The following is a 25,268-nucleotide window of genomic DNA, read 5'->3' on the forward strand; positions in this document are numbered from 1 at the left end:
GACAACCTAGTTAATAGCACACGGTGACGCACCGCAGGGCTACCGTGGCGAGTTATCGACTTCTCGCACCGGAGGACCCGTGACGGATTTTGCTCAGCGGACCATTGACCTTGCTCGCCAGAACGTCGCCGAGGGTGGTCGGCCGTTCGCGACGGTGATCGTGAAAGACGGCGAAGTCCTCGCTGAAAGCGCCAACAAGGTCGCCCAAACCCACGATCCAACCGCGCACGCGGAGATCCTCGCCATCCGGGAGGCCTGCATGAAGCTCGGCACCGAGCACCTGGTGGACGCCACTATCTATGTGATGGCGCACCCGTGTCCGATGTGCCTGGGATCGCTGTACTACTGCTCGCCGGCGGAGGTGATCTTCCTGGTGATGCGCGAGTCGTACGAGCAGTACTACCTCGACGACCGCAAGTACTTCGAGGTCGCCACCTTCTACGAGGAATTCGCCAAGAACTGGGACCAACGGCGATTACCCATGCGCTATGAGCCCAACGACGCCGCGGTGGACGTCTACCGACTGTGGAACGAGCGCAATGGCGGCCAACGCAGATCCACGGTGGTGCCGCCCGGCTGAAACCGGCGCTGGCCACCCGCCGGCCCTTTGGCTATTATCTGCGTATGCATGCAAATAGTGATACAGGTTGCTTGCCGGCCGACCAGGCCAGCCTGGTGGTCGAGGTGTTCCGCATGCTGGCCGACGCCACGCGGGTGCAGGTGCTCTGGTCACTGACACGTCGCGAGATGTCGGTCAACGAACTTGCCGAGCATGTGGGCAAGCCGGCGCCGTCGGTGTCCCAGCACCTTGCGAAGTTGCGGATGGCCCGGCTGGTGCGCACCCGTCGGGAGGGAACCACCATCTTCTACAGCCTGGAAAACGACCACGTCCGTCAGCTCGTCATCGATGCCGTCCACAACGCCGAGCACGCCGGCCCAGGCGTGCCGCGGCATCACCGCGCCGAAGGCGGACTTCAAAGCGTCACCGACGCCGGTTAAATCACCGCGCCACAGGAGGGAAAAGGAAATGACCGAGCACACCCACGACGTCCCGCACGCACACGAACACCAGCACGGCGACGAGGTTCACACGCACGCGCACACCACGCATGACCACGACCATGTCGCGCATGAGCACCAACACTCACACGACGACGGAACCGAGCACACGCACGAACACGTGCATCAGTCCGGGCTGGAAGACATCCACAGCCATATCCACGGCTGAACCGGGCGGATCAGACCGCCGGGCAGTAGTGCTTCGGGTTGTCGCGCTCGTCGAGCGGGGGCAGGTTACGCGCCGGCGTCTGGACCAGCGGTGCGTCGGCCGGGATCCTGCCCGATGCGCGATCGAAGCCGGCCCGGGCCCGCGGGTGCTTCCGGTACCGGAAGGGCACACAAGCAAAGATCAAGCGCACGACGTCGCCGAAGCGCCGATGCAGCCATTCATCGCGGCGCGACCACCGGTAGCCCATCAACTCGCGAACCGGCGGATCGTAAAGGCCGACGGTCAGCCAGACGAAGAACGGCGCCAGCAGTTTACGCTGCCCGGCCCAGAGCTTCTCCGGAATCCATTGGGCGAACGGCGGTTTGGGCAGTTCGGTCAGATCGAGCACCGCGCGCGCGGCAAAGTTGTCCTCTAACACGTTGCGGCACATGTGATCCCAATAGTCCTGAAACTCCTCCCAGGACGCCGGCACCGGCCGCATGCTCATGCCGTACATGCGATACCACTCCACGTGTTCGTCGAACAGCTGGCGCTTCTGCGCTTCGGTCAGTCCGCCGCAGAACCGCTCGGCCACATGAATGGTGCCGACAAAGAAGGTGGCGTGTGCCCAGTAAAAGACGTCGGGATTCAACGCGTGGTAGCGGCGGCCCTGGGCGTCGACGCCCTTGATCGCGGTGTGATAGTCACGGACCTCGGCGCCGGTAGTCGGGGCCCGGTCGCCGTCGAACACCACTCCGCCGATCGGATACAGCGACCGCATCAGCCGCGGCCAGCGTTCGCGGAAGAACGTCGAATGATCGATGACCGCCGCGCCCAACTGCGGGTGCATGTTCTGCATGGATCCCGCCCACGGCCCCTGCAGCATGCCGCGCCAGTCGCCGAAGTAGCGCCAAGTCAGGGAATCCGGCCCGAGCGGCATCGGCGGGGCGTCGTATCCCGACGGTGATGCGGGACATCCGCCCGCTAGTTCACTGAGGCCAGCTCTGTTGCTGGTCAGCGGGCACGCTGCGGACGTATCTTGAGTCACTGGTCAATTCCCTGTGGATATCGGAGATTCTGACTACATGCGTTGTCACTTTTAGCTTAGGAGCGATGTGCAATCCGGTCAACGACGCGGCCGTTGGTCCGGCGTCCCGCTGGAGAGTCGCCTCGCCCTTCGCCGGGACGATCTTCTGGCCGCCGGCGTCCAGCTGCTCGGCGGCGACGGGGGACCCGCGCTGACTGTTCGCGCGGTGTGCCGCAAGGCGGCGCTGACCGAACGCTACTTCTACGAAAGCTTCTCCGACCGCGACGAATTCGTCCGTGCCGTCTACGACGACGTGTGCTCGCGCGCAATGGCAACGCTGAATTCAGCGAAGACGCCCCGGGAAGCCGTCGAACAATTCGTCGCGCTGATGGTCGACGACCCGGTGCGCGGGCGCGTGCTGCTGTTGGCACCGGCAGTGGAGCCGATACTCACCCGATCCGGCGCGGAATGGATGCCCAACTTCATCGAGCTGCTGCAACGCAAGCTGTCCCGGATCGGTGACCCGGCGCTGCAAAAACTGGTCGCCACCAGCCTGATCGGCGGCCTGACCGGCCTGTTCACCGCATACCTGAACGGTCAGCTGGACGTCACCCGCGAACGGTTCATCGACTATTGCGTGGACATGCTGTTAAGCACGGCGGCTGCCTACGTTCCCCGCCGTGAGCTGCGCGAAGCCGACCAACCGGCGCAGTCCGCGCCCGGCGACTGACGCATCCCACCCCTAGGACGAGCCAGCCATTTGAGGCGCGCCACGCCGGGACCCGGGAAACTTGATGCTACTGGGATACACAGATATATTGACTGCAACCATCAGACACAGATAACTGGAGGGCGCCATGTCAGCCCGGCTGACTGACCTGCAGCTGTTGCACGAGCTTGAGCCGGTCGTCGAGAAGTACCTGAACCGGCATTTGAGCGTGCACAAACCGTGGAACCCGCATGACTACATCCCGTGGTCGGACGGCAAGAACTACTACGCGCTCGGCGGGCAGGACTGGGACCCGGAGCAGAGCAAGCTTTCCGATGTCGCCCAGGTGGCGATGGTGCAGAACCTGGTCACCGAGGACAACCTGCCGTCCTATCACCGCGAGATCGCGATGAACATGGGCATGGACGGCGCTTGGGGGCAGTGGGTGAACCGCTGGACCGCCGAGGAGAACCGGCACGGCATCGCGTTGCGCGACTACCTGGTGGTCACCCGCGCCGTCGACCCCGTCGAGCTGGAGAAGTTGCGTATCGAGGTGGTCAACCGCGGCTTCAGCCCCGGCCAGAACCACCAGGGTGAGTACTTCGCCCACCGGTTGACCGACTCCATCCTCTACGTCAGTTTCCAGGAGCTGGCCACCCGCATCTCACACCGCAACACCGGCAGGGCCTGCAACGATCCCGTCGCCGACCAGCTGATGGCCAAGATCTCGGCCGACGAGAACCTGCACATGATCTTCTACCGCGACGTCAGCGAGGCCGCGTTCGACCTCGCGCCCAACCAGGCGATGGAGTCACTGCACCTGATTCTGCGGCACTTCCAAATGCCCGGTTTCCAGGTGCCCGAGTTCCGCCGCAAGGCCGTCTTCATCGCGGTCGGGGGCGTGTACGACCCGCGCATCCACCTCGACGAGGTCGTCATGCCCGTCCTCAAGAAATGGCGCATTTTCGAGCGCGAGGACTTCACCGGCAAGGCAGCCGAGCTGCGCGACGACCTTGCCGTGCTGATCAAGGAGCTCGAGATGGCGTGCGACAAGTTCGAGGTGTCCAAGCAGCGCCACATCGAGCGGGAAGAACGCACCGGCAAGCGCATGACCGCCCAAGAGCTGCACAAGACCGCGGGCAAGCTGGCGATGAGCCGCCGGTAGCCGGCGCCCAGAAACCTTGCGCATCGGTCCGATCACGCTGGCCAGCCCGGTCGTGCTGGCTCCCATGGCCGGAGTGACGAACGTCGCATTCCGGACGCTGTGCCGTGAGCTGGAGCTGTCGAAGGTCGGTACCGTCAGCGGGCTCTACGTCTGCGAGATGGTCACCGCCCGAGCGCTCGTCGAACGGCATCCGGTCACCATGCACATGACGACGTTCGCCCCGGACGAGTCGCCTCGCTCCCTGCAGCTTTATGCCGTCGACCCGGCCACCACATACGCCGCCGCCCGGATGGTCGCTCAGGAAGGCCTGGCCGACCACATCGACATGAACTTCGGCTGCCCGGTGCCCAAGGTGACCAAGCGCGGAGGTGGGGCAGCGCTGCCCTATAAGCGGCGATTGTTCGGTCAGATCGTCGCCGCTGCGGTGCGCGCCGCCGAAGGCACCGAGGTACCGGTGACCGTGAAGTTCCGCATCGGCATCGACGACGACCACCACACCCACCTGGACGCCGGGCGCATCGCCGAAGCCGAAGGCGCCGCCGCCGTGGCGCTGCACGCCCGGACCGCGGCACAGCGTTATTCCGGCCACGCCGATTGGGACCAGATCGCCGCGCTCAAGCAGCAGGTGCGGACCATTCCGGTGCTCGGCAACGGGGATATCTACGACGCCAGCGATGCACTGGCGATGATGGCCGCCACCGGATGCGACGGCGTGGTCATCGGCCGGGGCTGCCTGGGCCGGCCGTGGTTGTTCGCCGAGCTGTCGGCCGCGTTCACCGGCAGCCCGCCGCCTGCTCCCCCGACGCTCGGCGAGGTCGCCGACATCATCCGTCGGCACGGGAAGTTGCTCTGCGAGCACTTCGGCGAGGACAAGGCCATGCGCGACATCCGCAAGCACATCGGCTGGTATCTGCACGGCTTCCCTGCCGGATCGGATCTGCGGCAAGCGCTGGCGCTGGTCAAGACGTTCGGCGAACTCGATTCGCTGCTGGACCGGTTGGATCGCAGTATCCCGTTCCCCAGCGCGGCGAACGGGCCGCGTGGCCGGCAGGGTTCACCGGCGCGGGTGGCATTGCCGGAGGGCTGGCTGACCGATCCCGACGACTGCACGGTGCCGACCGCGGCGGACGTCATGCACTCGGGTGGCTGAACCGAGACGCTCTCGAAATCGCGTCCGGGCCGATAACTCAGTACGATGTGAGCCTTGCATTGCGTTTCGGTTGCGGTGGTGCAAGCGGCGACGCTGACCCGGTCTGGGGCTGGCACGACACGTGACCGCAGCACTTGGTACCACTGACGTCCGCATCAAAGTTTCGGAGGCCGGCTGGACATGGGTGACGGCGAGTACGACGCCACTCTTGGCCGTCGGCGCACTCCAGGCGCCGGCAGCAATGGCCAACCAATTACTCCTAGTCCGCGGCGAACGCGAGCCCCGGCGCCGTGGGAGCGGTTTCCCGCATCGGAACCCGACAACGGGGCACACCTGTGGCAACCCGAGCCGCCCACCTTCGAGCCACCCGCGGCGGAGGCTGTGCAGCCATCCGCAGAGCCACAACCGGGCACGGAAAGAGGCGCTGCGCATGCCCACGGCGCACTCAGCGTCGCGGACCTGATCGCCAAAATCGGCGCGCCACCGCCGGACCGGCCCAGAAGCCGTCATCTCGCCGCGGATGCCGATACGTCCGATGACTCCGATGGCCTAGCCGACGGTCGGGACGAGTTGCTGGACACCCGCGTCATCGACACCCCGGCGTATTTGCAAGACCTCAGCTCGGAAATTCCCGAGGTCGGTGCCGCCGATTACCCGAACGACTTCGAATACGACGCCGCGTCGAGCGTCGAGCGCACAGCAGAATCGACGCCGGACGCCAAGGCCTCCCCGGCTCCCACAGACCCCGGGGAACAGCGCAAACGCCGCCGTCCGATGCTGCTTGCGGGCCGCTCGCTGGCGGCACTGTTCGCCGTGCTGGCCCTGGTCATGACCGGCTCGGCATGGCATTGGAGCAACTCCAAGAACGACCGCCTCAAAGCAGTCAGCGCGCTCGACCCGCAGTCGGCGGACATCATCGACCCGAACGGGCAGTACGGCGATGAGAACTTCTTGATCGTCGGAATGGACTCCCGCGCCGGCGAGAACGCCAACATGGGCGCCGGTGACGCGGACGATGCCGGCGGTGCCCGCTCGGACACCGTGATGCTGGTCAATATCCCGGCCAATCGTCAACGGGTGGTGGTGGTCTCGTTCCCTCGAGACTTGGCGATCACTCCGATGCAATGCGAAGCCTGGAATCCCGAAACCGGTAAGTACGGCCCGATCTACGATCCGAAGACCGGCAAGACGGGTCCGCGCATGGTCTACACCGAGACCAAGCTGAACTCGACGTTCTCGTTCGGCGGTCCCAAATGTCTGGTCAAGGAAATTCAGAAGCTGTCGGGGCTGAGCATCAACCGGTTCATCGCCGTCGACTTCGTGGGCTTCGCGCGAATGGTCGAGGCGCTCGGTGGCGTGGAGGTATGCAGCACCACCCCGCTGAAGGACTACGAGCTGGGCACGGTGCTCGACCACGCCGGCCGTCAGGTGATCAACGGGGCGACCGCATTGAACTATGTGCGAGCCCGCCAGATCACCACCGAAAGCAATGGCGACTACGGCCGCATCAAACGCCAGCAGCGGTTCGTCTCGTCCCTGTTGCGAACGCTGATCTCCTCGAACACGCTGCTCAACCTGAACAAGCTCAACAACGTCGTCAACATCTTTATCAGCAACAGCTACGTCGACAACGTCAGGACCAAGGACCTGGTCCAGCTGGGTCAATCGCTGCAGCATATAGCGGCCGGACACGTCACCTTCGTCACCGTGCCCACCGGCGTAACCGACCAGAACGGCGACGAGCCGCCGCGCACCGCCGACATGAAGGCGCTGTTCGCCGCCATCATCAACGACGATCCGCTACCACTGGAAAACGATCACAACGCCCAGAGTCTGGGCAGAACGCCCACCACCGCACCCAGTACCAAGGCGCCGGCACCCAGCGCGACGCCCGAAGGACGCCGCGAGCAGGTCTTGACGACCTCGCCGCATGAGGTCACCGTTCAGGTCTCCAATTCGACCGCCCAGGCCGGCCTGGCCGCCATCGCCAGCAACGAGCTGACGCGCAACGGCTTCAACGTGATGGCCCCGGACGACTATCCGAGCTCGCTGCGGGCCACCACCGTGTTCTTTTCCCCCGGCAACGAACAGGCGGCCGCCACGGTGGCTGCGGCATTCGGCACATCGAAGGTCGAGCGGGTCACCGGCATTGGGCCCGTCGTCCAGGTCGTCCTTGGTCCGGACTTCAGCTCGGTGACCGCTCCCCCGCCCAGCGGCTCGTCGGTGACCATGCAGATCGAGCGCAATTCCAGCAGCCCGACGACCCAGCTGCCCGGTGACCTTGCGGTCACCAACGCCGCCGACACCACTTGCGAGTAGGCGTTTCAGCGCGGCCTGACACTCCACTTCGATGCCGAGAACGTAGGCTTTACCGCATGCGGACCGCGTACCATGAGCAACTCTCGGAATTATCCGAGCGGCTGGGCGAAATGTGCGGCCTGGCAGGAATCGCCATGGAGCGGGCAACCCAGGCCTTGCTGCAGGCCGATTTGGTGCTGGCCGAGCAGGTGATCAGCGACCACGAGAAGATCGCTGCGCTCAGCGCGCGCGCCGAGGAGAGCGCCTTCGTCCTGCTGGCTTTGCAAGCGCCGGTCGCCGGCGACCTGAGATCCATCGTCAGCGCCATCCAGATGGTGGCTGATATCGACCGGATGGGCGCGCTGGCCCTGCACGTCGCCAAGATCGCCCGGCGGCGCCACCCCCAGCACGCATTGCCCGAAGAGGTTAATGGGTATTTCGCCGAAATGGGCAGGGTAGCAGTCGAATTGGGCAACAGCGCGCAAGAGGTGCTGTTGTCGCGGGACCCGGAGAAGGCTGCCCGGATCCGCGAAGAAGACGACGCGATGGACGACCTGCACCGGCATTTGTTCTCCGTGCTGATGGACCGCGAATGGCGCCACGGCGTGGCGGCAGCCGTCGACGTGACGCTGCTGGGCCGCTTCTACGAACGATTCGCCGACCACGCCGTCGAAGTGGCACGGCGCGTCATCTTCCAGGCGACCGGCAAGTTCCCGGAGGAAAGCAGCGGCTAAGGCGAGCAGACGCAAAATCCCCCGCACGAACGGCGTGTCGGGGGATTTTCCGTCTGCTCGCCGCACTAACCGAAGCGGCCGGAAATGTAGTCCTCGGTGGCCTTCTGGCTCGGGTTGGAAAAGATCTTCTCGGTCTCGTCGATCTCCACGAGTCGACCGGGCCTGCCCACCGCTTCCAGGTTGAAGAACGCCGTGTAATCGCTGACCCGAGCGGCCTGCTGCATGTTGTGCGTGACGATGACGATGGTGTAGTTCTGCTTGAGATCGCCGATCAGGTCTTCGATGGCCATCGTCGAGATGGGGTCGAGCGCGGAGCACGGCTCGTCCATCAACAGCACGTCGGGCTGCACCGCGATGGCCCGTGCGATGCACAACCGCTGCTGCTGCCCACCGGACAACCCGCCGCCGGGCTTGTGCAACCGGTCCTTGACCTCATCCCACAAATTTGCACCCCGCAGGGCGTACTCGGCGGTCTCATCGAGCACCTTGCGGTTGCGGATCCCTTGCAGCTTCAAGCCAGCCACCACGTTGTCACGAATTGACATGGCCGGGAACGGATTTGGCCGCTGAAACACCATACCGATCGCCCGGCGGACGCCCACCGGGTCGATGCCGGGGGCATAGATGTCTTCGTCGTCGAGCAGCACCGACCCGTCGACCCGGGCGCCGGGGATGACCTCGTGCATGCGGTTGAGCGTGCGCAGCACAGTCGTCTTGCCGCAGCCCGAGGCGCCGATGAAGGCCGTCACGCTACGCGGCAGGATCGACAGCGACACATCCGAGACCGCGTGAAACGACCCGTAATAGATGTTGACCTGTTTGAGGTCCAGTCGCTTAGCCACTAACTGCTCCTGCCCACGCCTCGGCTCCTCCGGTTGACGACACCGCGCAGCATCGTTTGCTCATTGCATTGCGTTGATCGCGGTAATCAGACGCTCCTTGACCTTATCGGGCAGCGGAACGTAGCCGTGCGAGGAAAGGCCGCTCTGACCGTCGTTGGCAGCCGCGGTGAGGAAGGATTTGACCGCCACCGCGGTGTCCGCGTCGTATCCGCCCGAGCAGACAATCTGGTAAGTGGCGAGGACAAATGGGTAGGCGTTCGGCTCGTGGATGCCGTAGACCGCGTACAGATCGAGCACCAGATCATTGCCGGAGGCGACGAACTTGGCGGCATTCGCGCCGTTGCGGGCCGTGTCGTTGGTGAGCGGAACCGCTCCGCGGCCATTGTCGATCTGGGCGTACGGCAGGCCGGCCTGATCGGCAAAGCCCTTCTGCACATACCCGATCGCGCCCGGCGTGGATCGGACCGCCTGGATCACGCCTTCCGGGCCGGCGGCCCCTTGGCCGGCGCCGCCCTGAAATTTGGTGCCGACCCCGTGGGTCCAGCTCTGTGGTGCGGCGACGGTCAAATACCTCTGCAAGTTGTCAGTGGTTCCGGACGGATCCGTCCGATAGATCGGCGTGATCCTGCCGTCGGGCAGGGGAACGCCGCGGTTGAGCGCCACCAGTGTCGGATCGTTCCAGCTGGTGATCATGCCGCTGAAGATCTTGGCCAGCGCGTCGCCGTTGACGACCAGAGTCGTAACGCCGGGCAGGTTGTAGACCAAGGCGACCGGACCGAACAGCAGCGGCAGATCCCATGCCGGATGCCCGTTACAGCGCTTGGCCGCCGGCGCAATCTGCGCCGAGACCAACGGCGAGTCCGCCCCCGCGAAATCGACATGACCGGCGATGAACTGCTCACGGCCCGAACCCGACGCACTTGCCGTGTAGGACACCTTCTTGCCCGGGCACAGCTGCGCCCAGGCCTGGTTGAACAACTCGATCGCCTTCAGCTGAGCGCTCGAGCCCTCGGCGGAGAGCGCACTTTTGCCGCCACAGTCGACCGAGGTGGTGTGTCCCGAGTTGGCGGCCGTCGACGCGCTGCGGCGGTTGCCGTCGCTGCTGCAGCCAGTCAACGATGCTGCAACGACGACGCTGGTGATGACCGCCGGCGCCAGCATCCGGCGGACCGTGTCGACTCTCACCAAACCTCGCTTTCGTCTCGCTATTGGCATGCGCCGGTGGCCGTCTGCCGGAGAGGACCCGGAGAGCACGTTGCCAACTCGACCCAAAGTATGCGTGCGGCGAGGGCTTATCCAGCGGTCGCAGGGATGGCTTGGGCCGCATAGGCGGTATCGACGCTGTAGGTGGTGAAGCCCAGGCGCTGGTAGGTGCGCAGCGCCGCAACGTTGTCCGACTCCACGTAGAGCATGACGGTGGGGTCGGGAAACCCGGACAACCGCTGCGCCAGCGAGGCGAGGCCGATCGAGGTCAGTACCTTTCCCAGGCCGCGGCTCTGCGCCGACGGGTCGACACCCAGCACGTAGACCTCGCCCAGCCCCGGGTGATCGGCGTGGATCTTGGTCCAGTGAAAGCCGAGCAGCCGGTGCGGATCGCCGCTTGCGTCGAACGCCAGAAACAGGCCCTTCGGGTCGAACCATGGTTCGTGACGACGTTCCTCGAGCTGCTCAACGGTCCAACCGCCCTGCTCCGGGTGGTATGCGAAGGCGGCGTTGTTGACCCGCAGCAGCTCGGCATCGTCGGCGGTTCCGGCATAGGTGCGCACCCGCAGTCCGGCCGGTATCGCCGGTTCGGGCGTATCGGTCAGCGAGCGGCGCATCTGAACCAGTTCGCGGACCTTGTGCAGACCCAGCGCCGAGGCGGTCGCGCGGGCCGGCTCCAGCGTGCCGTGTGCCCAGAAGTGGTTGCGCCCGGAGGTTCTGGCCAGTGCCGCGCGTGCCATCGCGATGCCGATGCCGCGGCGACGGGCCTGCGGGTGCACCACCATCTCGGCCATCGCGGCCTCGCCGTCGCGTGCCGGGCTGAGGTTGAGGTAGCCGCTGATCGTCTGGCCCGCTCCGGCGATCAGGTGCGCGGTGCGGTCCTGGCCGAGTTCGCGCAGCACTTGTTCGCCCACCGGCGCAACCTCATCGAATTCCGTTGCCGCGCTGACGAGTTCACGGACTCGTTGTTGCTCGTCAGCGGTCAGTGCGAAGCGCCACTCAAGTTCGGTCACTGAGTGTGCAACGGGTCGACCAGCGGCTCTTCGATACCGTCTCGCTCGGGCCCGGCGTCAGCGTCGTCGTCGGACTGCGTGATCGGCGCACGCCCGCGCGCAGGCCGGACCGCCTTGTACCCGACGTTGCGTACCGTGCCGATCAGGGCCTCGTGTTCGGCGCCCAATTTGGCGCGCAGTCGACGCACATGTACGTCGACGGTCCGGGTGCCGCCGAAGAAGTCATACCCCCAGACCTCATGCAGCAACTGCGCGCGAGTGAACACCCGCCCGGCATGTTGTGCCAGGTACTTCAACAGTTCGAACTCTTTGTAGGTGAGGTCAAGCGGACGACCACGCAGCCGTGCGGTGTAGGTGCCTTCGTCGATCACCAGCTCCCCGAGCGTGACCTTGCCCGCGCTTTCCTGGTCGGCAAGCCCCCCACGCCGGCCGATCACCAGCCGCAGCCTGGCGTCGATCTCGGCCGGGCCGGTGTTGGGCAGCAGGATGTCGTCGAGGCCCCAGTCGGTGCTGACCGCGACCAAACCGCCTTCGCTTACGACGGCTAGAACCGCGACCGATCGGCCGGCCGTGCTCAGCAGCCTGCACAGGCCACGTCCGGCCGACAGGTCCTGGCGCGCGTCGACGATCACCGCGTCCGCGCTCCCCGCCTCCAGCAACGACGACGGCTCCGGCGGCGCCGTCCGCACCGCGTGAGGGAGCAGCGACAACGCCGGCAGCACCGGGTCAGGATGCAGCTCCGAAGTCAACAGCAGTAACTCCAACGAGCCCCTCCAGCGCTTGTGGGGAAGGAATCTCCCGGGTGCACGTCATGCGGCCGTAGTGGCCAGGTCATCTAACGATAACTTGCCACCTGGTGTTTCGCCCTACGACGATGCGGCCGCGCGCTCGCGCAGCGGGCGGCAGGGCGGGTGAGCCACAATATCCGAATGCGCAGGATAGTGGTCGCTGTGACTGCGGTGGCGGTTGTCCTGGCGGTCGTCGTCGGGGGTGCCATCGCCGTCGACTACGGGGCGAGCATTTACGCCGAATACCGCCTGTCATCCAGCGTGCGCAAGGCGGCCAACCTGGGGTCTGACCCGTTCGTCGCCATCCTGGCGTTTCCGTTCATCCCCCAGGCGATGCGCCGCCACTACAACGAACTGGAGATCAAGGCCAACGCCGTCGATCACGCTCAGGTCGGCAAGGCCACCCTGGAAGCCACGATGCACTCGATCGACCTGACCGACTCGTCATGGCTGATCAGGCCGGAATCGAGGCTTCCGGTCGGCAAGCTGGAGAGCCGCATCATCATCAGCTCGACGCATCTGGGCCGCTACCTGGGCATCAGTGACCTGATGGTCGAGGCTCCCCCGCAGGAGACGAACGACGCCACTGGCGGCACCACCGAGTCGGGGATCTCCGGCAACCACGGGCTGGTTTTCAGCGGCACGCCCAAGTCCGCCCACTTCGATCATCGGGTCAGCGTCTCAGTGGATCTGTCCATCGCCCCCGACGACCCGTCCACATTGGTGTTCACCCCAACCGGTGTTCTGACCGGACCCAACACCGCCGACCAAGCCGTTCCGGACGACAAGCGAGACGCCGTACTCCATGCATTCGACGCCCGGCTGCCCGACCAACGGCTGCCGTTTGCAGTCCCCCCGACCACGGTGGGGGCGCGTGGCTCCGACGTCATCATCGAGGGCATCACGCGGGGTGTGACAGTCACGCTGGAAGGGTTCAAGCAGTCCTGAATAACGGCGCCCGTCCGCCGTGGTACCGCTGTTGGCTTCATCACTATGTGATTGGGTAAGCTGTCCGTCGTGTCATCCCGCATCGAGCCCCTGCTCACCAGGCGTCGCGCAGTCGATCTGTGCCGCATCGCGGGATGTTGTTGTTGCTGTAGCTGCTGAGTAGCCGCGCCCCAAAGCGTCGCGCTCGGAGCAGCCCCGGAGTCCTACCCGCGGCCCCGTCTCCCCTTGCGTCCCCGAATCGTCGTGCCACAGGAGTACCTAGGAGTAGCACCGTATCGAGCAATAACACCCCAGCCGCGCTGATCGCCCCGCCGGCAGTTCCATCCCCTGTCGCACGGCTGCACGAGCCCATCCCGCCCCACCAGGCTTAGGAAAGAAATCGAAAGGAACATCTACCATGGCACGCTCCGACGTCCTGGTCTCTGCCGACTGGGCTGAGAGCAATCTTGACGCCGCCGACGTCGTCTTCGTCGAAGTGGACGAAGACACCAGCGCCTACGACGGCGGCCACATCGCCGGCGCGGTCAAGCTGGACTGGCGCGCCGACTTGCAGGACCCGGTCAAGCGCGACTTCGTCGACGCAGAGCAGTTCTCCAAGCTGTTGTCTGACCGCGGCATCTCCAACGACGACACCGTGATCCTTTACGGCGGCAACAACAACTGGTTCGCGGCCTACGCGTACTGGTATTTCAAGCTGTACGGGCACGAGAAGGTCAAGCTGCTCGACGGGGGCCGCAAGAAGTGGGAGCTCGACGGCCGCCCCCTGTCCACCGACCCGGTCAGCAGACCCGCGACCTCCTACACTGCGGCGGCCCCGGACAACTCCATCCGGGCGTTCCGCGACGAGGTCATCGCGGCCATCAACGTCAAGAACCTGGTTGACGTACGGTCGCCCGACGAGTTTTCCGGCAAGATACTGGCGCCCGCTCACCTGCCGCAGGAACAGAGCCAGCGGCCAGGACACATCCCGGGAGCTATCAACGTGCCGTGGAGCAAGGCCGCCAACGAGGACGGCACCTTCAAGTCGGACGAGGAGCTGGCCAAGATCTACGCCGACGCCGGCCTGGACGGCACCAAAGAGACGATTGCGTATTGCCGAATCGGCGAGCGATCCTCGCACACCTGGTTCGTGCTGCAGGAATTACTCGGGCACCGGAATGTCAAGAACTACGACGGCAGTTGGACGGAATACGGCTCCCTGGTGGGCGCCCCGATCGAGTTGGGAAGCTGATATGTGCTCTGGACCCAAGCAAGGACTGACGCTGCCGGCCAGCGTCGACCTGGAGAAGGAAACCGTGATCACCGGACGCGTCGTGGATCGCGACGGCCAGGCCGTGGGCGGGGCGTTCGTGCGCCTGCTGGACTCCTCTGACGAGTTCACCGCCGAGGTGGTCGCGTCGGCGACCGGTGACTTCCGGTTTTTCGCCGCCCCTGGATCCTGGACCCTGCGGGCGTTGTCGGCCGTCGGCAACGGCGATGCTGTGGTGTCGCCTTCCGGTGCCGGCATCCACGAGGTGGACGTCAAGATCGCCTGACGGGCTGCCACGCGAGTCACTGCGGACGAATAGACTCGTCCCCGTGGTGCTCTTCTTCGAGATCATGCTGGTGGTGGCGACCCTCGTCATCACGTGGTTCGCGCTGTACACGCTGTACCGGCTGATCACCGACGAGTCGTGACCTCCGACGAGGGCCCCGTCGAGCCGGTTGGTCCCGCGGTCACCAGTGATGCGGTTCAGGCCGCCGCCGAGCGCGCCAAGGCGACCGCTGCCCGCAACATCCCAGCCTTCGACGATCTGCCACTACCGGCCGACACCGCCAATCTGCGCGAGGGCGCCAATCTGAGTAACGCGCTGCTGGCGCTGCTGCCGTTGGTCGGCGTATGGCGCGGCGAAGGCGAGGGCCGCGCTCCGGACGGCGACTATCGGTTTGGCCAGCAGATCGTGGTGTCCCACGACGGCGGCGACTACCTGAATTGGGAGTCCCGGTCGTGGCGGCTTGATGACGCCGGTGAGTATCAGGAACCGGGTCTTCGCGAGACGGGATTCTGGCGGTTTGTCGTCGACCCCGATGACCCGAGCGAGTCGCAGGCGATCGAGCTGCTGCTCGCCCATTCCGCCGGTTACGTCGAGTTGTTCTACGGGCGGCCGCGTACTCAGTCGTCGTGGGAGTTGGTCACCGATGCGCTGGCGCGCAGTCGGTCCGGCGTGCTGGTGGGTGGCGCCAAGCGGCTGTACGGCATCGTCGAAGGCGGCGACCTGGCCTACGTCGAGGAGCGCGTCGACGCCGACGGCGGACTGGTGCCGCATCTGTCGGCGCGGCTGTCCCGGTTCGTCGGATGATGCGGCCCGTCCAGACATGGAGCGACCCCCGAGCAAAGCTCCTGGTTGGACAAGACCGGAAGCTCGGGGGCCGGGTGGCTGCGGGGAATTCGCCAGCGCGCGTTGGCCGCTAGCTTCTCCGAGCCAGTGCTGCTAGCGCGCAGCCACCTCACATGTCCATGAAGCTAACAATTTCGCGGACCACCTCCTTCCTTGTGTACGGCCGACCGTACCTGTTCGCTCGCGTGGGCTCAACAGGATTCGCGGCCTCAGCGGTCGCTGATGATCGCGGCATCGATCAGTTCGCTGAATTCGGCGGCCATCGGGGAGGGCGGCAAAAGCCGGCCGTCGAGGGTGTGCACACGGGCGGCCAGGGTCATGCTCGATATCAGCCAGATGCCCTGCGCGGCAAGGAGATCCGCTTTCTTGAGGCCACGGTAGTCACAGTCGTACCCCTTGGCCCGGGCCACCTCGAAGAGCGCCTGCTGTGTGGTGCCGCGCAGGATCGGATACCACGGGGGCGGTGTAAACAGGCACGGGGTATCGCCTTCAGTGGTGGCGATCACGACCGTCGAGCGCGGCCCTTCCAGGACGTATCCGTCCGAACTGACGAAGATGACGTCGCCGGCACCCCGTCGGGCGGCATGCCGCAAGGCGGCCATGTTCACCGCGTAGGACAGCGTCTTGGCGCCTGCCAGCAGCCACGGCATTGCGTCGGCGCCGATCGCCGGTAGGCCACGATCCAGCGTCACCGCTGACACTCCGTTGCGCCGCACGGCGGCCACCCGCTCCGGGAGCGCGGTGACCATCACGTAGGCAGTCGACGCTGAGCCACTCTCCCGGCCACGGCTGTAGATCAGCCGCAACGCGCCCTCGTCTGCGGTGCTTGCCGTCCATCGCTGGGTCGCCGTGTCGATGGCGCGCCGCCACTGCGGCAGATCCGGGTCCGGCAGATCCATCAACCTGGCCGATTGGGTCAGCCGCTGCAGATGGGGTTCGATCAGACAGGCCCGGCCGTCGCGCACCAGCAGCGTCTCGAACACACCGTCACCCCGCACGACTGCCAGGTCGTCGGCAGACAACAACGGCGTTCCGGGAGCAACGATCTCGCCCTCGAGCGTGACAACAACGCCCGTGTTACCGGCCATAGAGGATCAGCCTAACCGCGAACGGCAATGCCGGGCACAGCACCGTAGAGTTGCTGTGTGAATGCAGTCCCAGCACCCGATTCCGGACCCGACGCCGGCGCAATCTGGCACTACGGCGATCCGTTGGGCGAGCAGCGCGCGGCAGAAACAGACGCCGTGCTGGTGGATCGCTCACACCGCGCGGTGCTCACCCTGACCGGCGGTGACCGGCAGACTTGGCTACACAACATCTCGACGCAACATGTCAGCGACCTGCCCGACGGCGCCAGCACGCAAAACCTCAGCCTGGACGGCCAAGGGCGAGTCGAGGATCACTGGATCCAGACCGAGCTGGGCGGCGTCACCTATCTCGACACCGAGCCGTGGCGGGGCGATCCGTTGCTGGCCTACCTGCGCAAGATGGTGTTCTGGTCTGAGGTCACGCCGGATACCGCGGACATGGCGGTGCTGTCGCTGCTGGGACCGCGGTTGGCCGACCCGAGCGTGCTCGAGGCGCTGGGCCTCGACGAGCTGCCGAGCGAAGCGGGTGCCGTTGCGTTGCCCGACGGTGGCTTCGTGCGCCGGATGCCCGCGAGCCCGGCCGACCAGATCGAGCTGGATCTGCTCGTGGCGCGTGGCCAGTCCGCCGCCTGGCAGCAACGCTTGGCACGGGCGGGCATCCGCCCCGCGGGCGTGTGGGCCTACGAAGCGCATCGGGTGGCCGCGCTGCGCCCGCGCCTGGGCGTCGACACCGACGAACGCACCATTCCCCACGAAGTCGGTTGGATCGGTGCGGCCGTCCACCTGGACAAGGGCTGCTACCGAGGGCAAGAGACCGTGGCGCGAGTCCATAACCTGGGCAAACCTCCTCGGATGCTGGTATTGCTCCACCTCGACGGCTCGGTGGAACGGCCGTCCACGGGGAATCCGGTGCTGGCCGGCGGTCGGGCCGTCGGGCGGCTCGGCACCGTGGTCGACCACGTGGATCTGGGACCGGTGGCATTAGCCCTGGTCAAGCGCGGACTGCCCGCCGACACGGAGTTGCGAACCGGGCCAGACGCGGGCGTTGCGGCGGCGATCGACACCGAGTCACTGCCGCCCGCCGACACGGTCGGCGCGGGCCGACTGGCTGTTGAGCGGTTGCGGGGTGGTAAGCGATGATTGACCACGAGTTCCGCCACACGGCGGACAGGGGCCACCGACGACCACCCGCGAGGCACGGTAAACTGTCGGCAGGACAATAACGACACCAGAGATCGGAGCCGCCTACTCGTTAGGCCGCTCCGTTATTGCGCGAGGGGGTTCCCCCATGGGCCGCGGCCGGGCTAAGGCAAAGCAGACCAAGGTTGCTCGAGAACTTAAGTACAGCTCCCCGCAGACCGACTTCCAACGGCTCCAGCGCGAGCTGTCCGGAACGGGTGCCGACGACTCCAACGATCTGGATGGCGACGGTCCGGACGACGCCTGGGACGACGAGCAGGACTGGCGCCGCTAACCTTCAGAATCGTGGATGCTGTCCCACCAGCTTGGCCCGAGGGCCTTCTTTTCCACCTTTGGCCACGGTGCCCAGCACCCAGCAGTCCAGGTGCCGAGCGGTCAGGATCGCCAACGCGCGGTCGGTGTCGTCGGGTGCGACGACGGCGATCATTCCGACGCCCATGTTGAACGTCTTCTCCATCTCCTCGCGCGTGACCCGTCCGCGCTGAGCGATCATCGCGAATACCGGGGCGGGCGTCCAGGTGCCGCGGTCGATCTCGGCGACCAGTCCGTGCGGGACGACGCGTTGCAGGTTGCCGGCCACTCCACCGCCGGTGACGTGGCAGAAGGTGCGGACATGGGTTTCGGCGGCCAACGCCAGGCAGTCTTTGGCATAGATGCGGGTGGGTTCCAGCAACTCCTCGCCCAGGGTGCGACCGAACTCCTCGACGTAACCGGCCAGGTTCATCCGGTCGATCTCCAGCAGCACCGAGCGGGCCAGCGAATATCCGTTGGAATGCAATCCCGAAGAGCCCATCGCGATGATCACGTCGCCGGGTTTGACGCGGTCGGGCCCTAGTACGTCGTCGGCCTCGACCACGCCCACCCCGGTGGCCGAGATGTCGTAGTGATCGGGTTCCATCAGCCCCGGGTGCTCGGCCGTCTCGCCCCCCAGCAGGGCGCAGCCCGCACGCACGCACCCTTCGGCGATACCACTGACTATCGCGCTCAATCGTTCCGGCACGGTTCGGCCAACTGCGATGTAGTCCTGCAGGAACAGCGGCTCGGCGCCGCAGACCACCAGGTCGTCGACCACCATCGCGACCAGGTCGAGGCCCACGGTGTCGTGCTTGTCCATCGCCTGCGCCACGGCGATCTTGGTGCCGACCCCGTCGGTGGAAGCCGCCAGTACCGGTTCGCGGTAGTCACCGCGCAGCGCGAACAGCCCGGCGAATCCGCCCAGCCCGCCGCGCACTTCGGGTCTGGTCGCCTTTCCCGCCAGGGGCTTGAACAACTCGACGGCGCGGTCACCGGCCTCGATGTCCACCCCCGCCGACGCGTAGGTGATGCCCTGACCTCTTGCGGAGCTTTTTGCGGGATCCGTCATCGCGATAAAGGCTACCGGGCGGCACGCATCTGCCGGGAGCAAACCAGTTTCAGCGCCAATAGTTCAGCGACTGACCGGCACGTCCTCGGGCGCCAGGTCGTCCATTCCGGCGCCCCGCGCCGCGTTGGCCAGCATGTGCTCGATGACGTTCTTACCCAACGCGGTCTCACTGGGCAGCTCGATGGGATAGGTGCCGTCGAAGCAGGCGCAGCATAGCCGCGAGGCGGGTTGCTCGCTGGCGGCGATCAGGCCACGCAGGGAGATGTAGCCCAACGTGTCCGCGTTGATGGCATGGCGTACCGCTTCGAGCATCTCGCCCTTGTCCTCGACGGCGTTGGCGATCAGCTCAGCCGGCGACGGGAAGTCGATGCCGTAGAAGCAAGGCCACTTCACCGGCGGTGAGGCGATGCGTACATGGACTTCGACGGCACCGGCTTCCCGCAGCATCCGCACCAGCGCGCGCTGGGTGTTCCCGCGCACGATCGAGTCGTCGACGACGATGAGCCGCTTGCCGCGGATCACCTCACGCAGCGGGTTGAGCTTGAGCCGGATACCGAGTTGGCGGATGGTCTGGGACGGCTGGATGAAAGTGCGGCCGACGTAGGCATTCTTCATCAGGCCTTGCCCGTAGGGAATGCCGGCTTCTTGCGCATATCCGACCGCGGCGGGAGTGCCCGATTCCGGCACGCCGATCACCAGGTCGGCGTCGACCGGGCATTCGCGGGCGAGTCGGCGGCCGATCTCCAGGCGGGCAGCGTGCACCGAGCGGCCCGCCAGCGTGCTGTCGGGACGGGCCAGATACACGTATTCGAAGATGCAGCCCTTGGGTGTCGGGTTGGCAAAACGGGTGGACCGCACACCGTCGGCGTCGATCGCCAACAGCTCGCCCGGCTCGATGTCACGAACGAACGAGGCGCCGACGATGTCGAGCGCCGCCGTTTCGGAGGCCACCACCCAACCGCGGTCCAGCCGTCCCAGCGACAGCGGCCGCACCCCGTGCGGGTCCCGGCAGGCGTACAGCGTGTTTTCATCCATGAACGTCAAACAGAACGCGCCGCGCACGGTAGGAAGCAATTCCAGCGCCGCTTGCTCCAGCGTGGAGTCGGCCGCACCGTGGGCCAGCAATGCGCCCAGGATGTCCGAGTCCGTCGTCGCCGGGGCGGGGCAGCGCCTCGCGATCAGCCCCGCGTCGCGGGCGCGTGCAGCGAGCTCGGCGGTGTTGACCAGGTTCCCGTTGTGCCCCAATGCAACACCCGTTCCGGCCGCGGTGTTGCGGAACACAGGCTGGGCGTTTTCCCAGGTGGTGTCGCCGGTGGTCGAGTAGCGGCAGTGCCCGATGGCGACATGGCCTTCCATGGCGGCCAAGGTCTGCTCGTCGAACACCTGGCTGACCAGTCCGAGGTCTTTGAAGACCAGCACCTGCGAGCCGTCGGCGACGGCGATCCCCGCGGCCTCTTGACCACGATGCTGCAACGCGTACAGGCCGTAGTAGGTGAGTTTGGCGACTTCTTCACCTGGGGCCCAGACCCCGAATACACCACATTCTTCGCGAGGCGAGTTCAGGTCTTGCTCGGGTTGCGGGACGGTCACGGCTTGGCGGCTCCCTGGGGCGCGGTTAGTGACGTAACGGAGTCTACGGCCACCACCGGCCCACTGCCGAATCAGGCACGCGTGTTGGGCGCCCAAATATTGGCTCTTTCACCCTAAACCTGCAGTTCAGGGTTATGTTTCGCCGACGTCGAACAGCGGCAGCCAGCGTTCGATTTCACCGGCCCGTGAGCCGGAAAGGGTGAGCGCTCCGGCGGCCTTGGCCGTTGCCGGCGATGACAATCCGGTGGCCAGCAGCAGCCAGGTCCGTGGGTCGGTTTCGACGACGTTGGGCGGTGTCCCCCGAGTGTGCCGGGGGCCGGGTATGCACTGCACCGCGACGAACGGCGGAACTCTGACCTCCACGCTGGCGCCAGGCGCCAGCGCTGCGAGGGTGCGGGCGGTGAGCCGAACCGCGGTCGCCAGCGCATCCCGCTCGGGCGCCGGGCGAGTCTCGTCGTGTAACCACTCCGCTATGGCCAGCACAGCCTGGCGAGCTTTACTCGGGTCGACGCGATCTCGGGCAGCCATAGCTGACGAAGCCTAGGGCTTGACCTGGTGCGCATGCCGCCGCTGCACCGCCACAGCGGCCACCGCGCCGGCTTCGTTGATAGCCAAGTGCACCAGCATGGGAGCGGCGAGGCTGCCGGAGCGCTCGGCCAGCCAACCGAACACCCAGCCCGCGGTACCGGTGACCAGGACGGTAGGCAGCACCGGTGCTCCGGTTGCGCGGGCGTCGGCGATGTGGGACAGACCAAAAGCGATGGCCTGCAACGACCTTCCGGTCGACGCGCCGAAACCTCTCGCGGCCACAGTCGCAAGTGCCGCGCGGAATGCGGCCTCCTCGGCCCAGACTGTGCCGACGGGAATCGACCACCCCAGCCAGATTCGGGCCGATCCGGGCCGGTCACGCGCGGTCATCGACAGCCGAACGACGGGCACCGCGGTGCTCGCCGCGATTGCGGTCGCCGCGAGCGCACCGGCCGCTGACCCGAGGCGCGCCCCCGCCCACAGCCGCGGTCCGGCCAAGCCCAACGGCGCCCGGGTCGCCACTACCAGCAGTCCACCGAGCCCGGCCTGCAGCACCACCCGCCACGACTCCGGAAGCCGTGGCCCGACGAAGCTCCAGCCAACCAGCGCGGCGGCCAAAGAGATTGCGCGAACCCGACTTATCCGAAGAATCGCGGCAACACCGCCTCGGACGTCGCACGCAGTTCCGCCAGGGACACCGTGAACAGTCCTTGGACCTCAAGCTCGTCCGACGCCTGATCGACGACGCCGATGCGGACGGCAGGCAGCCCGCGCGCCTCGCACATCGACCGGAAGCGGCTCTCTTCGGTGCGCGGGACGGCGACCAGCACTCGGCCCGCGGATTCGGAAAAGAGCATCACGAACGGATCTGCGTCCTCGGGAAGTACTATGCGGCAACCGGTTTCACCTGCCAGCGCCGATTCCACGATGGCTTGGGCCAGGCCGCCCTCGGACAGATCGTGCGCCGCCGACACCAGCCCGTCGCGCGACGCCGAGTTCAGCACATCGGCCAGCAACTTCTCTCGTTGCAGGTCGACGGCGGGGGGCAGACCACCGAGGTGGTCGGCGGTGACCTGTGCCCAGACGGAGCCGTCGAATTCGTCGCGCGTGTCGCCCAACAGCATGAGGGTTTCTCCGGGCTCGCTGCCGAACGCCGTCGGGATGCGCCGTTCGACGTTGTCGATGACGCCGAGCACGCCGACTACCGGAGTGGGTTGGATGGCAGTTGACCCGGTTTGGTTGTAGAAGCTGACGTTACCGCCGGTCACCGGAATCCCAAGGGCCGCACAACCATCCGCGAGGCCGCGTACCGCCTGCGCGAACTGCCACATCACGCCGGGGTCTTCGGGCGAACCGAAGTTGAGGCAGTTGGTAACCGCCACCGGGGTTGCGCCGGTGACGGCGACGTTGCGGTAGGCCTCGGCCAGCGCAAGCTGTGCACCGGCGTAGGGATCCAGCAAGGTGTAGCGTCCCGACGCGTCGGTCGACAGGGTGATCCCCCGCCCGGTGGCCTCGTCGACGCGCAGCATGCCGCCGTCGGCGTGCTCGGCCAGCACGGTGTTACCGCGCACGTACCGGTCGTACTGCTCGGTGATGAACGCGCGGCTGCACAAATGCGGACTGCCCAGCAGCGCAAGCAAAGTCGCACGCAGCTCGTCGCCGCTGACCGGCCGGGGCAGCGATTTCGAAGAGTCGGAGTTCAACGCGTCCTGCGATTCGGGACGGGCAACCGGACGCTGGTACACCGGGCCTTCGTGAGCCACCGTGCGCGGAGGCACGTCGACAACCGTCTCGTCGTGCCAGGTGATCCGTAACCGGTCGCCGTCGGTGACCTCACCGATCACGGTGGCCAGCACCTCCCATTTGCGGCATACGGCCAAAAACGCATCCACGTTCTCGGGTGCGACCACCGCACACATGCGTTCCTGCGATTCGCTGCAGAGCACCTCGGCGGGCGTCATCTCCTTGGCCCGTAGTGGGACGGTGTCGAGTTGAATGGCCATACCGCCGTCTCCGGCAGACGCCAATTCGGATGTGGCGCAAGATAATCCGGCGCCACCCAGGTCCTGGATGCCGATCACCAGGCCGTCCGCATAGAGCTCCAGGCAGCACTCGATGAGCACCTTCTCCATGAACGGGTCGCCGACTTGCACCGAGGGCAGCTTCTTACGGGACCCCTCGCTGTCAAAGGTGTCCGACGCCAGCACCGACACCCCGCCTATGCCATCCAGTCCGGTGCGCGCGCCGAACAGGATGATCTTGTTTCCGGGGCCCGAGGCGAACGCCAAATGCAGATCCTCCTGGCGCAATACGCCGACACACAGCGCGTTGACCAACGGATTGCCCGCATAACACGCGTCGAAAACCGTCTCGCCGCCGATGTTGGGCAAGCCCAACGAATTGCCGTAGCCGCCGATGCCGCGGACCACGCCGTCGAGCACCCGACGGGTATCGGGGGCGTCGGCGGCGCCGAACCGAAGCTGGTCCATCACTGCGACCGGCCGCGCGCCCATGGCCATGATGTCGCGGACGATGCCGCCGACGCCGGTGGCCGCACCTTGGTAGGGCTCGACGTAAGAGGGGTGGTTGTGCGACTCCACCTTGAACGTGACGGCCCAGCCGTCGCCGATGTCGACGACGCCGGCGTTCTCACCGATGCCGGCCAACATGCCGGCGCGCATCTCGTCGGTGGTGGTCTCACCGAAGTAGCGCAGGTGAACCTTCGACGACTTGTAAGAGCAGTGTTCACTCCACATCACCGAGTACATGGCCAGCTCCGTGTCGGTGGGCCGACGGCCCAGGATCTCGCGGATGCGCTGGTATTCGTCGTCCTTGAGGCCCAGCTCGTGAAACGGCTGGGGGTGATCCGGAGTGGCTGCGGCGTGCTCGACGGTGTCAATCACCTGGGTGCACCTAGGTGCCACGCGCTCGTCACGCCCGACAGTCTAAGTCGGGCCTTCGACGTGGGCGCGCTACTGCCCGGCCACGCAGAACTGGTTGCCTTCCGGGTCGGCCAGCACCACCCAACGGAAGTTGTCACCGATGCTGTGCCGGTCGACCTCGCTGGCGCCAGCCCCGGTCAGTCGCGACACTTCGGCATCCACATCATCGGCACCGAAATCCAGGTGCACGCGGTTTTTCCCCGGTGTTGGATCGGCCACCTTCTGAAATCCGATACGCGGCCCTTCCGGGCGCATCACCGCGATGAATTCACCAGGAATCAACTCGCGGGTCTCGCCGTCGAACTGTTCGGCCCACCAGCCGGCCAGCTTCGCAGGGTCAGTGCTGTCGAACGTGATCATCTCCACCTTGAGTGCCATAACCGGATGGTAGGTCAGTGCACCGACAGAATCCGATGGCCGCGAGTGTGCACGGTCTCGATAATGGGGCGATGTCGCGTCACTGGCCACTGTTCGATCTGCGCATCACCACCCCGCGTCTGCAATTGCGGCTGCCGACCGAAGAGCTGATGGATCAGCTGATCGACACCGCGCTCGGCGGAGTCCATGCGCCGGACCAGCGCCCTTTCCCGCGGCAATGGACGCTTGCGCCGCGCGAGGAATTGCCCTTCAACACCCTTTCGTATCTGTGGCGGACGCTGGCCGGATTCCAGCCGCACGATTGGAACTTGCCGCTGGCCGTCGTCATCGACGGGATGGCGGTAGGAGTTCAGGCGCTGATTGCCAAGGACTTCCCCATCACCCGTGCGGTAAAGTCCGGCTCCTGGCTGGGACTGCCCTATCAAGGTCATGGGTATGGAAACGAGATGCGTTCGGCTGCACTCTATTTCGTGTTCACAGCGTTGGGTGCGGAAGTGGCGACCTCAGAGTCGTTCGTCGACAATCCGGCCTCGATCGCGGTGTCCCGTCGCATGGGTTACCAAGAGAACGGCATCGAACGGCTGGTACGCGACGGCACGATGGCTGAGGTAATCCGGTTCCGGCTGACCCGCGACGACTGGCAGCGAAACCCCGCGCCCAATGTACAGGTACACGGGTTCGACAGATGTCGGCCACTATTCGGCCTGGACTAACGAA

28 protein-coding genes are annotated in these 25,268 nt (G+C 66.0%); 16 read left to right on the top strand and 12 right to left on the bottom strand.

The window, feature by feature from the left end:
* Positions 1-79: 79 nt before the first annotated feature.
* The 3 genes from AC5Y2L_RS14740 to AC5Y2L_RS14750 are packed head-to-tail and all read left to right on the top strand — an operon-like array spanning position 80 to position 1,228.
* A complete protein-coding gene (locus tag AC5Y2L_RS14740; RefSeq protein WP_499935078.1) occupies positions 80-580 on the top strand; it encodes a nucleoside deaminase in 501 nt (166 codons plus the stop codon).
* Positions 581-624: 44 nt separating this feature from the next.
* Complete coding sequence (locus tag AC5Y2L_RS14745) at positions 625-999, top strand: ArsR/SmtB family transcription factor (protein ID WP_499935079.1); 375 nt, start codon at positions 625-627, stop codon at positions 997-999.
* A gap of 28 nt (positions 1,000-1,027) precedes the next feature.
* Positions 1,028-1,228, top strand: a complete 201-nt coding sequence (locus AC5Y2L_RS14750; protein ID WP_499935081.1) for a zinc transporter Slc39a7 — start codon at positions 1,028-1,030, stop codon at positions 1,226-1,228.
* Between the two features lie 10 nt (positions 1,229-1,238).
* Here the strand turns inward: AC5Y2L_RS14750 and AC5Y2L_RS14755 are convergent, their stop codons facing one another.
* Positions 1,239-2,255, bottom strand: coding sequence for an oxygenase MpaB family protein (locus AC5Y2L_RS14755; RefSeq protein ID WP_499935082.1), 1,017 nt, complete (start codon positions 2,253-2,255; stop codon positions 1,239-1,241).
* A gap of 67 nt (positions 2,256-2,322) precedes the next feature.
* Between AC5Y2L_RS14755 and AC5Y2L_RS14760 the strand changes: the two genes are divergently transcribed.
* From AC5Y2L_RS14760 to phoU, 5 genes are all read left to right on the top strand, one after another.
* Entirely contained in the window at positions 2,323-2,964 is a 642-nt protein-coding gene (locus tag AC5Y2L_RS14760; RefSeq protein ID WP_499935083.1) for a TetR/AcrR family transcriptional regulator, read from the top strand.
* Positions 2,965-3,091: 127 nt separating this feature from the next.
* Positions 3,092-4,108 (top strand): acyl-ACP desaturase, encoded by a 1,017-nt coding sequence (locus tag AC5Y2L_RS14765; RefSeq protein WP_499935085.1) that lies wholly within the window; start codon positions 3,092-3,094, stop codon positions 4,106-4,108.
* Between the two features lie 16 nt (positions 4,109-4,124).
* The gene (dusB, locus tag AC5Y2L_RS14770; RefSeq protein ID WP_499935087.1) at positions 4,125-5,258 is read left to right on the top strand and encodes a tRNA dihydrouridine synthase DusB; all 1,134 of its coding nucleotides are present in this window, start codon (positions 4,125-4,127) and stop codon (positions 5,256-5,258) included.
* Positions 5,259-5,438: 180 nt separating this feature from the next.
* The gene (locus AC5Y2L_RS14775) at positions 5,439-7,577 is read left to right on the top strand and encodes an LCP family protein (RefSeq protein ID WP_499935088.1); all 2,139 of its coding nucleotides are present in this window, start codon (positions 5,439-5,441) and stop codon (positions 7,575-7,577) included.
* A 56-nt stretch (positions 7,578-7,633) separates the two neighbouring features.
* The gene (gene phoU, locus AC5Y2L_RS14780) at positions 7,634-8,290 is read left to right on the top strand and encodes a phosphate signaling complex protein PhoU (protein WP_499935090.1); all 657 of its coding nucleotides are present in this window, start codon (positions 7,634-7,636) and stop codon (positions 8,288-8,290) included.
* A gap of 65 nt (positions 8,291-8,355) precedes the next feature.
* On the opposite strand, the gene pstB is transcribed toward phoU, so the two are convergent.
* The 4 genes from pstB to AC5Y2L_RS14800 form a co-directional block, all read right to left on the bottom strand.
* Complete coding sequence (pstB, locus tag AC5Y2L_RS14785; RefSeq protein ID WP_499935091.1) at positions 8,356-9,132, bottom strand: phosphate ABC transporter ATP-binding protein PstB; 777 nt, start codon at positions 9,130-9,132, stop codon at positions 8,356-8,358.
* 60 nt (positions 9,133-9,192) lie between these two features.
* On the bottom strand, positions 9,193-10,293 hold the full coding sequence (gene pstS / locus AC5Y2L_RS14790; protein WP_499935443.1) for a phosphate ABC transporter substrate-binding protein PstS: 1,101 nt from the start codon (positions 10,291-10,293) through the stop codon (positions 9,193-9,195).
* Positions 10,294-10,424: 131 nt separating this feature from the next.
* Positions 10,425-11,348, bottom strand: coding sequence for a mycothiol synthase (gene mshD, locus AC5Y2L_RS14795; RefSeq protein ID WP_499935092.1), 924 nt, complete (start codon positions 11,346-11,348; stop codon positions 10,425-10,427).
* Positions 11,345-12,112, bottom strand: coding sequence for a winged helix-turn-helix transcriptional regulator (locus tag AC5Y2L_RS14800; RefSeq protein ID WP_499935094.1), 768 nt, complete (start codon positions 12,110-12,112; stop codon positions 11,345-11,347). The genes mshD and AC5Y2L_RS14800 overlap by 4 nt, the downstream gene beginning before the upstream one ends.
* A gap of 165 nt (positions 12,113-12,277) precedes the next feature.
* On the opposite strand from AC5Y2L_RS14800, the gene lmeA reads away from it, so the two are divergent.
* The 5 genes from lmeA to AC5Y2L_RS14825 all read left to right on the top strand — a co-directional run bounded on the left by lmeA (position 12,278) and on the right by AC5Y2L_RS14825 (position 15,423).
* Positions 12,278-13,084 carry a mannan chain length control protein LmeA gene (gene lmeA / locus AC5Y2L_RS14805; RefSeq protein WP_499935096.1) on the top strand — a complete coding sequence of 269 codons (807 nt, stop codon included), beginning with the start codon at positions 12,278-12,280 and terminating at the stop codon, positions 13,082-13,084.
* A gap of 69 nt (positions 13,085-13,153) precedes the next feature.
* Positions 13,154-13,243 (top strand): Ms5788A family Cys-rich leader peptide, encoded by a 90-nt coding sequence (locus tag AC5Y2L_RS14810; RefSeq protein ID WP_499935097.1) that lies wholly within the window; start codon positions 13,154-13,156, stop codon positions 13,241-13,243.
* Between the two features lie 238 nt (positions 13,244-13,481).
* A complete protein-coding gene (locus AC5Y2L_RS14815) occupies positions 13,482-14,315 on the top strand; it encodes a sulfurtransferase (protein ID WP_499935098.1) in 834 nt (277 codons plus the stop codon).
* A 1-nt stretch (position 14,316) separates the two neighbouring features.
* On the top strand, positions 14,317-14,619 hold the full coding sequence (locus AC5Y2L_RS14820; protein WP_499935100.1) for a DUF1416 domain-containing protein: 303 nt from the start codon (positions 14,317-14,319) through the stop codon (positions 14,617-14,619).
* A 138-nt stretch (positions 14,620-14,757) separates the two neighbouring features.
* Positions 14,758-15,423, top strand: coding sequence for a heme-binding beta-barrel domain-containing protein (locus AC5Y2L_RS14825; RefSeq protein ID WP_499935101.1), 666 nt, complete (start codon positions 14,758-14,760; stop codon positions 15,421-15,423).
* Positions 15,424-15,671: 248 nt separating this feature from the next.
* Here the strand turns inward: AC5Y2L_RS14825 and AC5Y2L_RS14830 are convergent, their stop codons facing one another.
* Positions 15,672-16,550, bottom strand: coding sequence for an aminodeoxychorismate lyase (locus AC5Y2L_RS14830; RefSeq protein ID WP_499935102.1), 879 nt, complete (start codon positions 16,548-16,550; stop codon positions 15,672-15,674).
* Between the two features lie 57 nt (positions 16,551-16,607).
* Here AC5Y2L_RS14830 and ygfZ point away from each other — a divergent pair, with 57 nt between their 5' ends.
* Both ygfZ and AC5Y2L_RS14840 read left to right on the top strand, forming a co-directional pair.
* On the top strand, positions 16,608-17,690 hold the full coding sequence (gene ygfZ / locus AC5Y2L_RS14835; protein WP_499935104.1) for a CAF17-like 4Fe-4S cluster assembly/insertion protein YgfZ: 1,083 nt from the start codon (positions 16,608-16,610) through the stop codon (positions 17,688-17,690).
* A 148-nt stretch (positions 17,691-17,838) separates the two neighbouring features.
* Positions 17,839-18,024: a DUF3073 domain-containing protein gene (locus AC5Y2L_RS14840; RefSeq protein WP_499935105.1), complete on the top strand. Its 186-nt coding sequence runs from the start codon at positions 17,839-17,841 to the stop codon at positions 18,022-18,024.
* A gap of 3 nt (positions 18,025-18,027) precedes the next feature.
* On the opposite strand, the gene purM is transcribed toward AC5Y2L_RS14840, so the two are convergent.
* The 6 genes from purM to AC5Y2L_RS14870 all read right to left on the bottom strand — a co-directional run bounded on the left by purM (position 18,028) and on the right by AC5Y2L_RS14870 (position 24,551).
* Complete coding sequence (gene purM / locus AC5Y2L_RS14845) at positions 18,028-19,113, bottom strand: phosphoribosylformylglycinamidine cyclo-ligase (RefSeq protein ID WP_499935106.1); 1,086 nt, start codon at positions 19,111-19,113, stop codon at positions 18,028-18,030.
* A 63-nt stretch (positions 19,114-19,176) separates the two neighbouring features.
* Complete coding sequence (gene purF / locus AC5Y2L_RS14850) at positions 19,177-20,703, bottom strand: amidophosphoribosyltransferase (RefSeq protein WP_499935107.1); 1,527 nt, start codon at positions 20,701-20,703, stop codon at positions 19,177-19,179.
* A 132-nt stretch (positions 20,704-20,835) separates the two neighbouring features.
* Complete coding sequence (locus AC5Y2L_RS14855) at positions 20,836-21,231, bottom strand: sterol carrier family protein (RefSeq protein WP_499935109.1); 396 nt, start codon at positions 21,229-21,231, stop codon at positions 20,836-20,838.
* A gap of 12 nt (positions 21,232-21,243) precedes the next feature.
* Complete coding sequence (locus AC5Y2L_RS14860; RefSeq protein WP_499935444.1) at positions 21,244-21,873, bottom strand: Rv0804 family intramembrane glutamic endopeptidase; 630 nt, start codon at positions 21,871-21,873, stop codon at positions 21,244-21,246.
* Complete coding sequence (purL, locus tag AC5Y2L_RS14865; protein WP_499935110.1) at positions 21,870-24,134, bottom strand: phosphoribosylformylglycinamidine synthase subunit PurL; 2,265 nt, start codon at positions 24,132-24,134, stop codon at positions 21,870-21,872. The genes AC5Y2L_RS14860 and purL overlap by 4 nt, the downstream gene beginning before the upstream one ends.
* 69 nt (positions 24,135-24,203) lie before the next feature.
* The gene (locus AC5Y2L_RS14870; protein WP_499935112.1) at positions 24,204-24,551 is read right to left on the bottom strand and encodes a VOC family protein; all 348 of its coding nucleotides are present in this window, start codon (positions 24,549-24,551) and stop codon (positions 24,204-24,206) included.
* Positions 24,552-24,622: 71 nt separating this feature from the next.
* Between AC5Y2L_RS14870 and AC5Y2L_RS14875 the strand changes: the two genes are divergently transcribed.
* The gene (locus AC5Y2L_RS14875) at positions 24,623-25,264 is read left to right on the top strand and encodes an acetyl-/succinyl-CoA transferase (protein WP_499935113.1); all 642 of its coding nucleotides are present in this window, start codon (positions 24,623-24,625) and stop codon (positions 25,262-25,264) included.
* The last annotated feature ends 4 nt before the right edge of the window (positions 25,265-25,268 follow it).

It is taken from the genome of Mycobacterium sp. NGS66, assembly GCF_059812225.1.

What these genes read in the sequence shown, in the direction of transcription:
- phoU (WP_499935090.1), top strand. Translation starts at nt 7,634, where the DNA reads ATGCGGACCGCGTACCATGAGCAACTCTCGGAATTATCCGAGCGGCTG.
- pstS (WP_499935443.1), bottom strand. Translation starts at nt 10,293, where the DNA reads ATGCTGGCGCCGGCGGTCATCACCAGCGTCGTCGTTGCAGCATCGTTG.
- AC5Y2L_RS14875 (WP_499935113.1), top strand. Translation starts at nt 24,623, where the DNA reads ATGTCGCGTCACTGGCCACTGTTCGATCTGCGCATCACCACCCCGCGT.
- AC5Y2L_RS14870 (WP_499935112.1), bottom strand. Translation starts at nt 24,551, where the DNA reads ATGGCACTCAAGGTGGAGATGATCACGTTCGACAGCACTGACCCTGCG.
- AC5Y2L_RS14815 (WP_499935098.1), top strand. Translation starts at nt 13,482, where the DNA reads ATGGCACGCTCCGACGTCCTGGTCTCTGCCGACTGGGCTGAGAGCAAT.
- purM (WP_499935106.1), bottom strand. Translation starts at nt 19,113, where the DNA reads ATGACGGATCCCGCAAAAAGCTCCGCAAGAGGTCAGGGCATCACCTAC.
- AC5Y2L_RS14750 (WP_499935081.1), top strand. Translation starts at nt 1,028, where the DNA reads ATGACCGAGCACACCCACGACGTCCCGCACGCACACGAACACCAGCAC.
- lmeA (WP_499935096.1), top strand. Translation starts at nt 12,278, where the DNA reads ATGCGCAGGATAGTGGTCGCTGTGACTGCGGTGGCGGTTGTCCTGGCG.
- AC5Y2L_RS14855 (WP_499935109.1), bottom strand. Translation starts at nt 21,231, where the DNA reads ATGGCTGCCCGAGATCGCGTCGACCCGAGTAAAGCTCGCCAGGCTGTG.
- AC5Y2L_RS14775 (WP_499935088.1), top strand. Translation starts at nt 5,439, where the DNA reads ATGGGTGACGGCGAGTACGACGCCACTCTTGGCCGTCGGCGCACTCCA.
- AC5Y2L_RS14840 (WP_499935105.1), top strand. Translation starts at nt 17,839, where the DNA reads ATGGGCCGCGGCCGGGCTAAGGCAAAGCAGACCAAGGTTGCTCGAGAA.
- AC5Y2L_RS14830 (WP_499935102.1), bottom strand. Translation starts at nt 16,550, where the DNA reads ATGGCCGGTAACACGGGCGTTGTTGTCACGCTCGAGGGCGAGATCGTT.
- AC5Y2L_RS14765 (WP_499935085.1), top strand. Translation starts at nt 3,092, where the DNA reads ATGTCAGCCCGGCTGACTGACCTGCAGCTGTTGCACGAGCTTGAGCCG.
- AC5Y2L_RS14820 (WP_499935100.1), top strand. Translation starts at nt 14,317, where the DNA reads ATGTGCTCTGGACCCAAGCAAGGACTGACGCTGCCGGCCAGCGTCGAC.
- AC5Y2L_RS14745 (WP_499935079.1), top strand. Translation starts at nt 625, where the DNA reads ATGCATGCAAATAGTGATACAGGTTGCTTGCCGGCCGACCAGGCCAGC.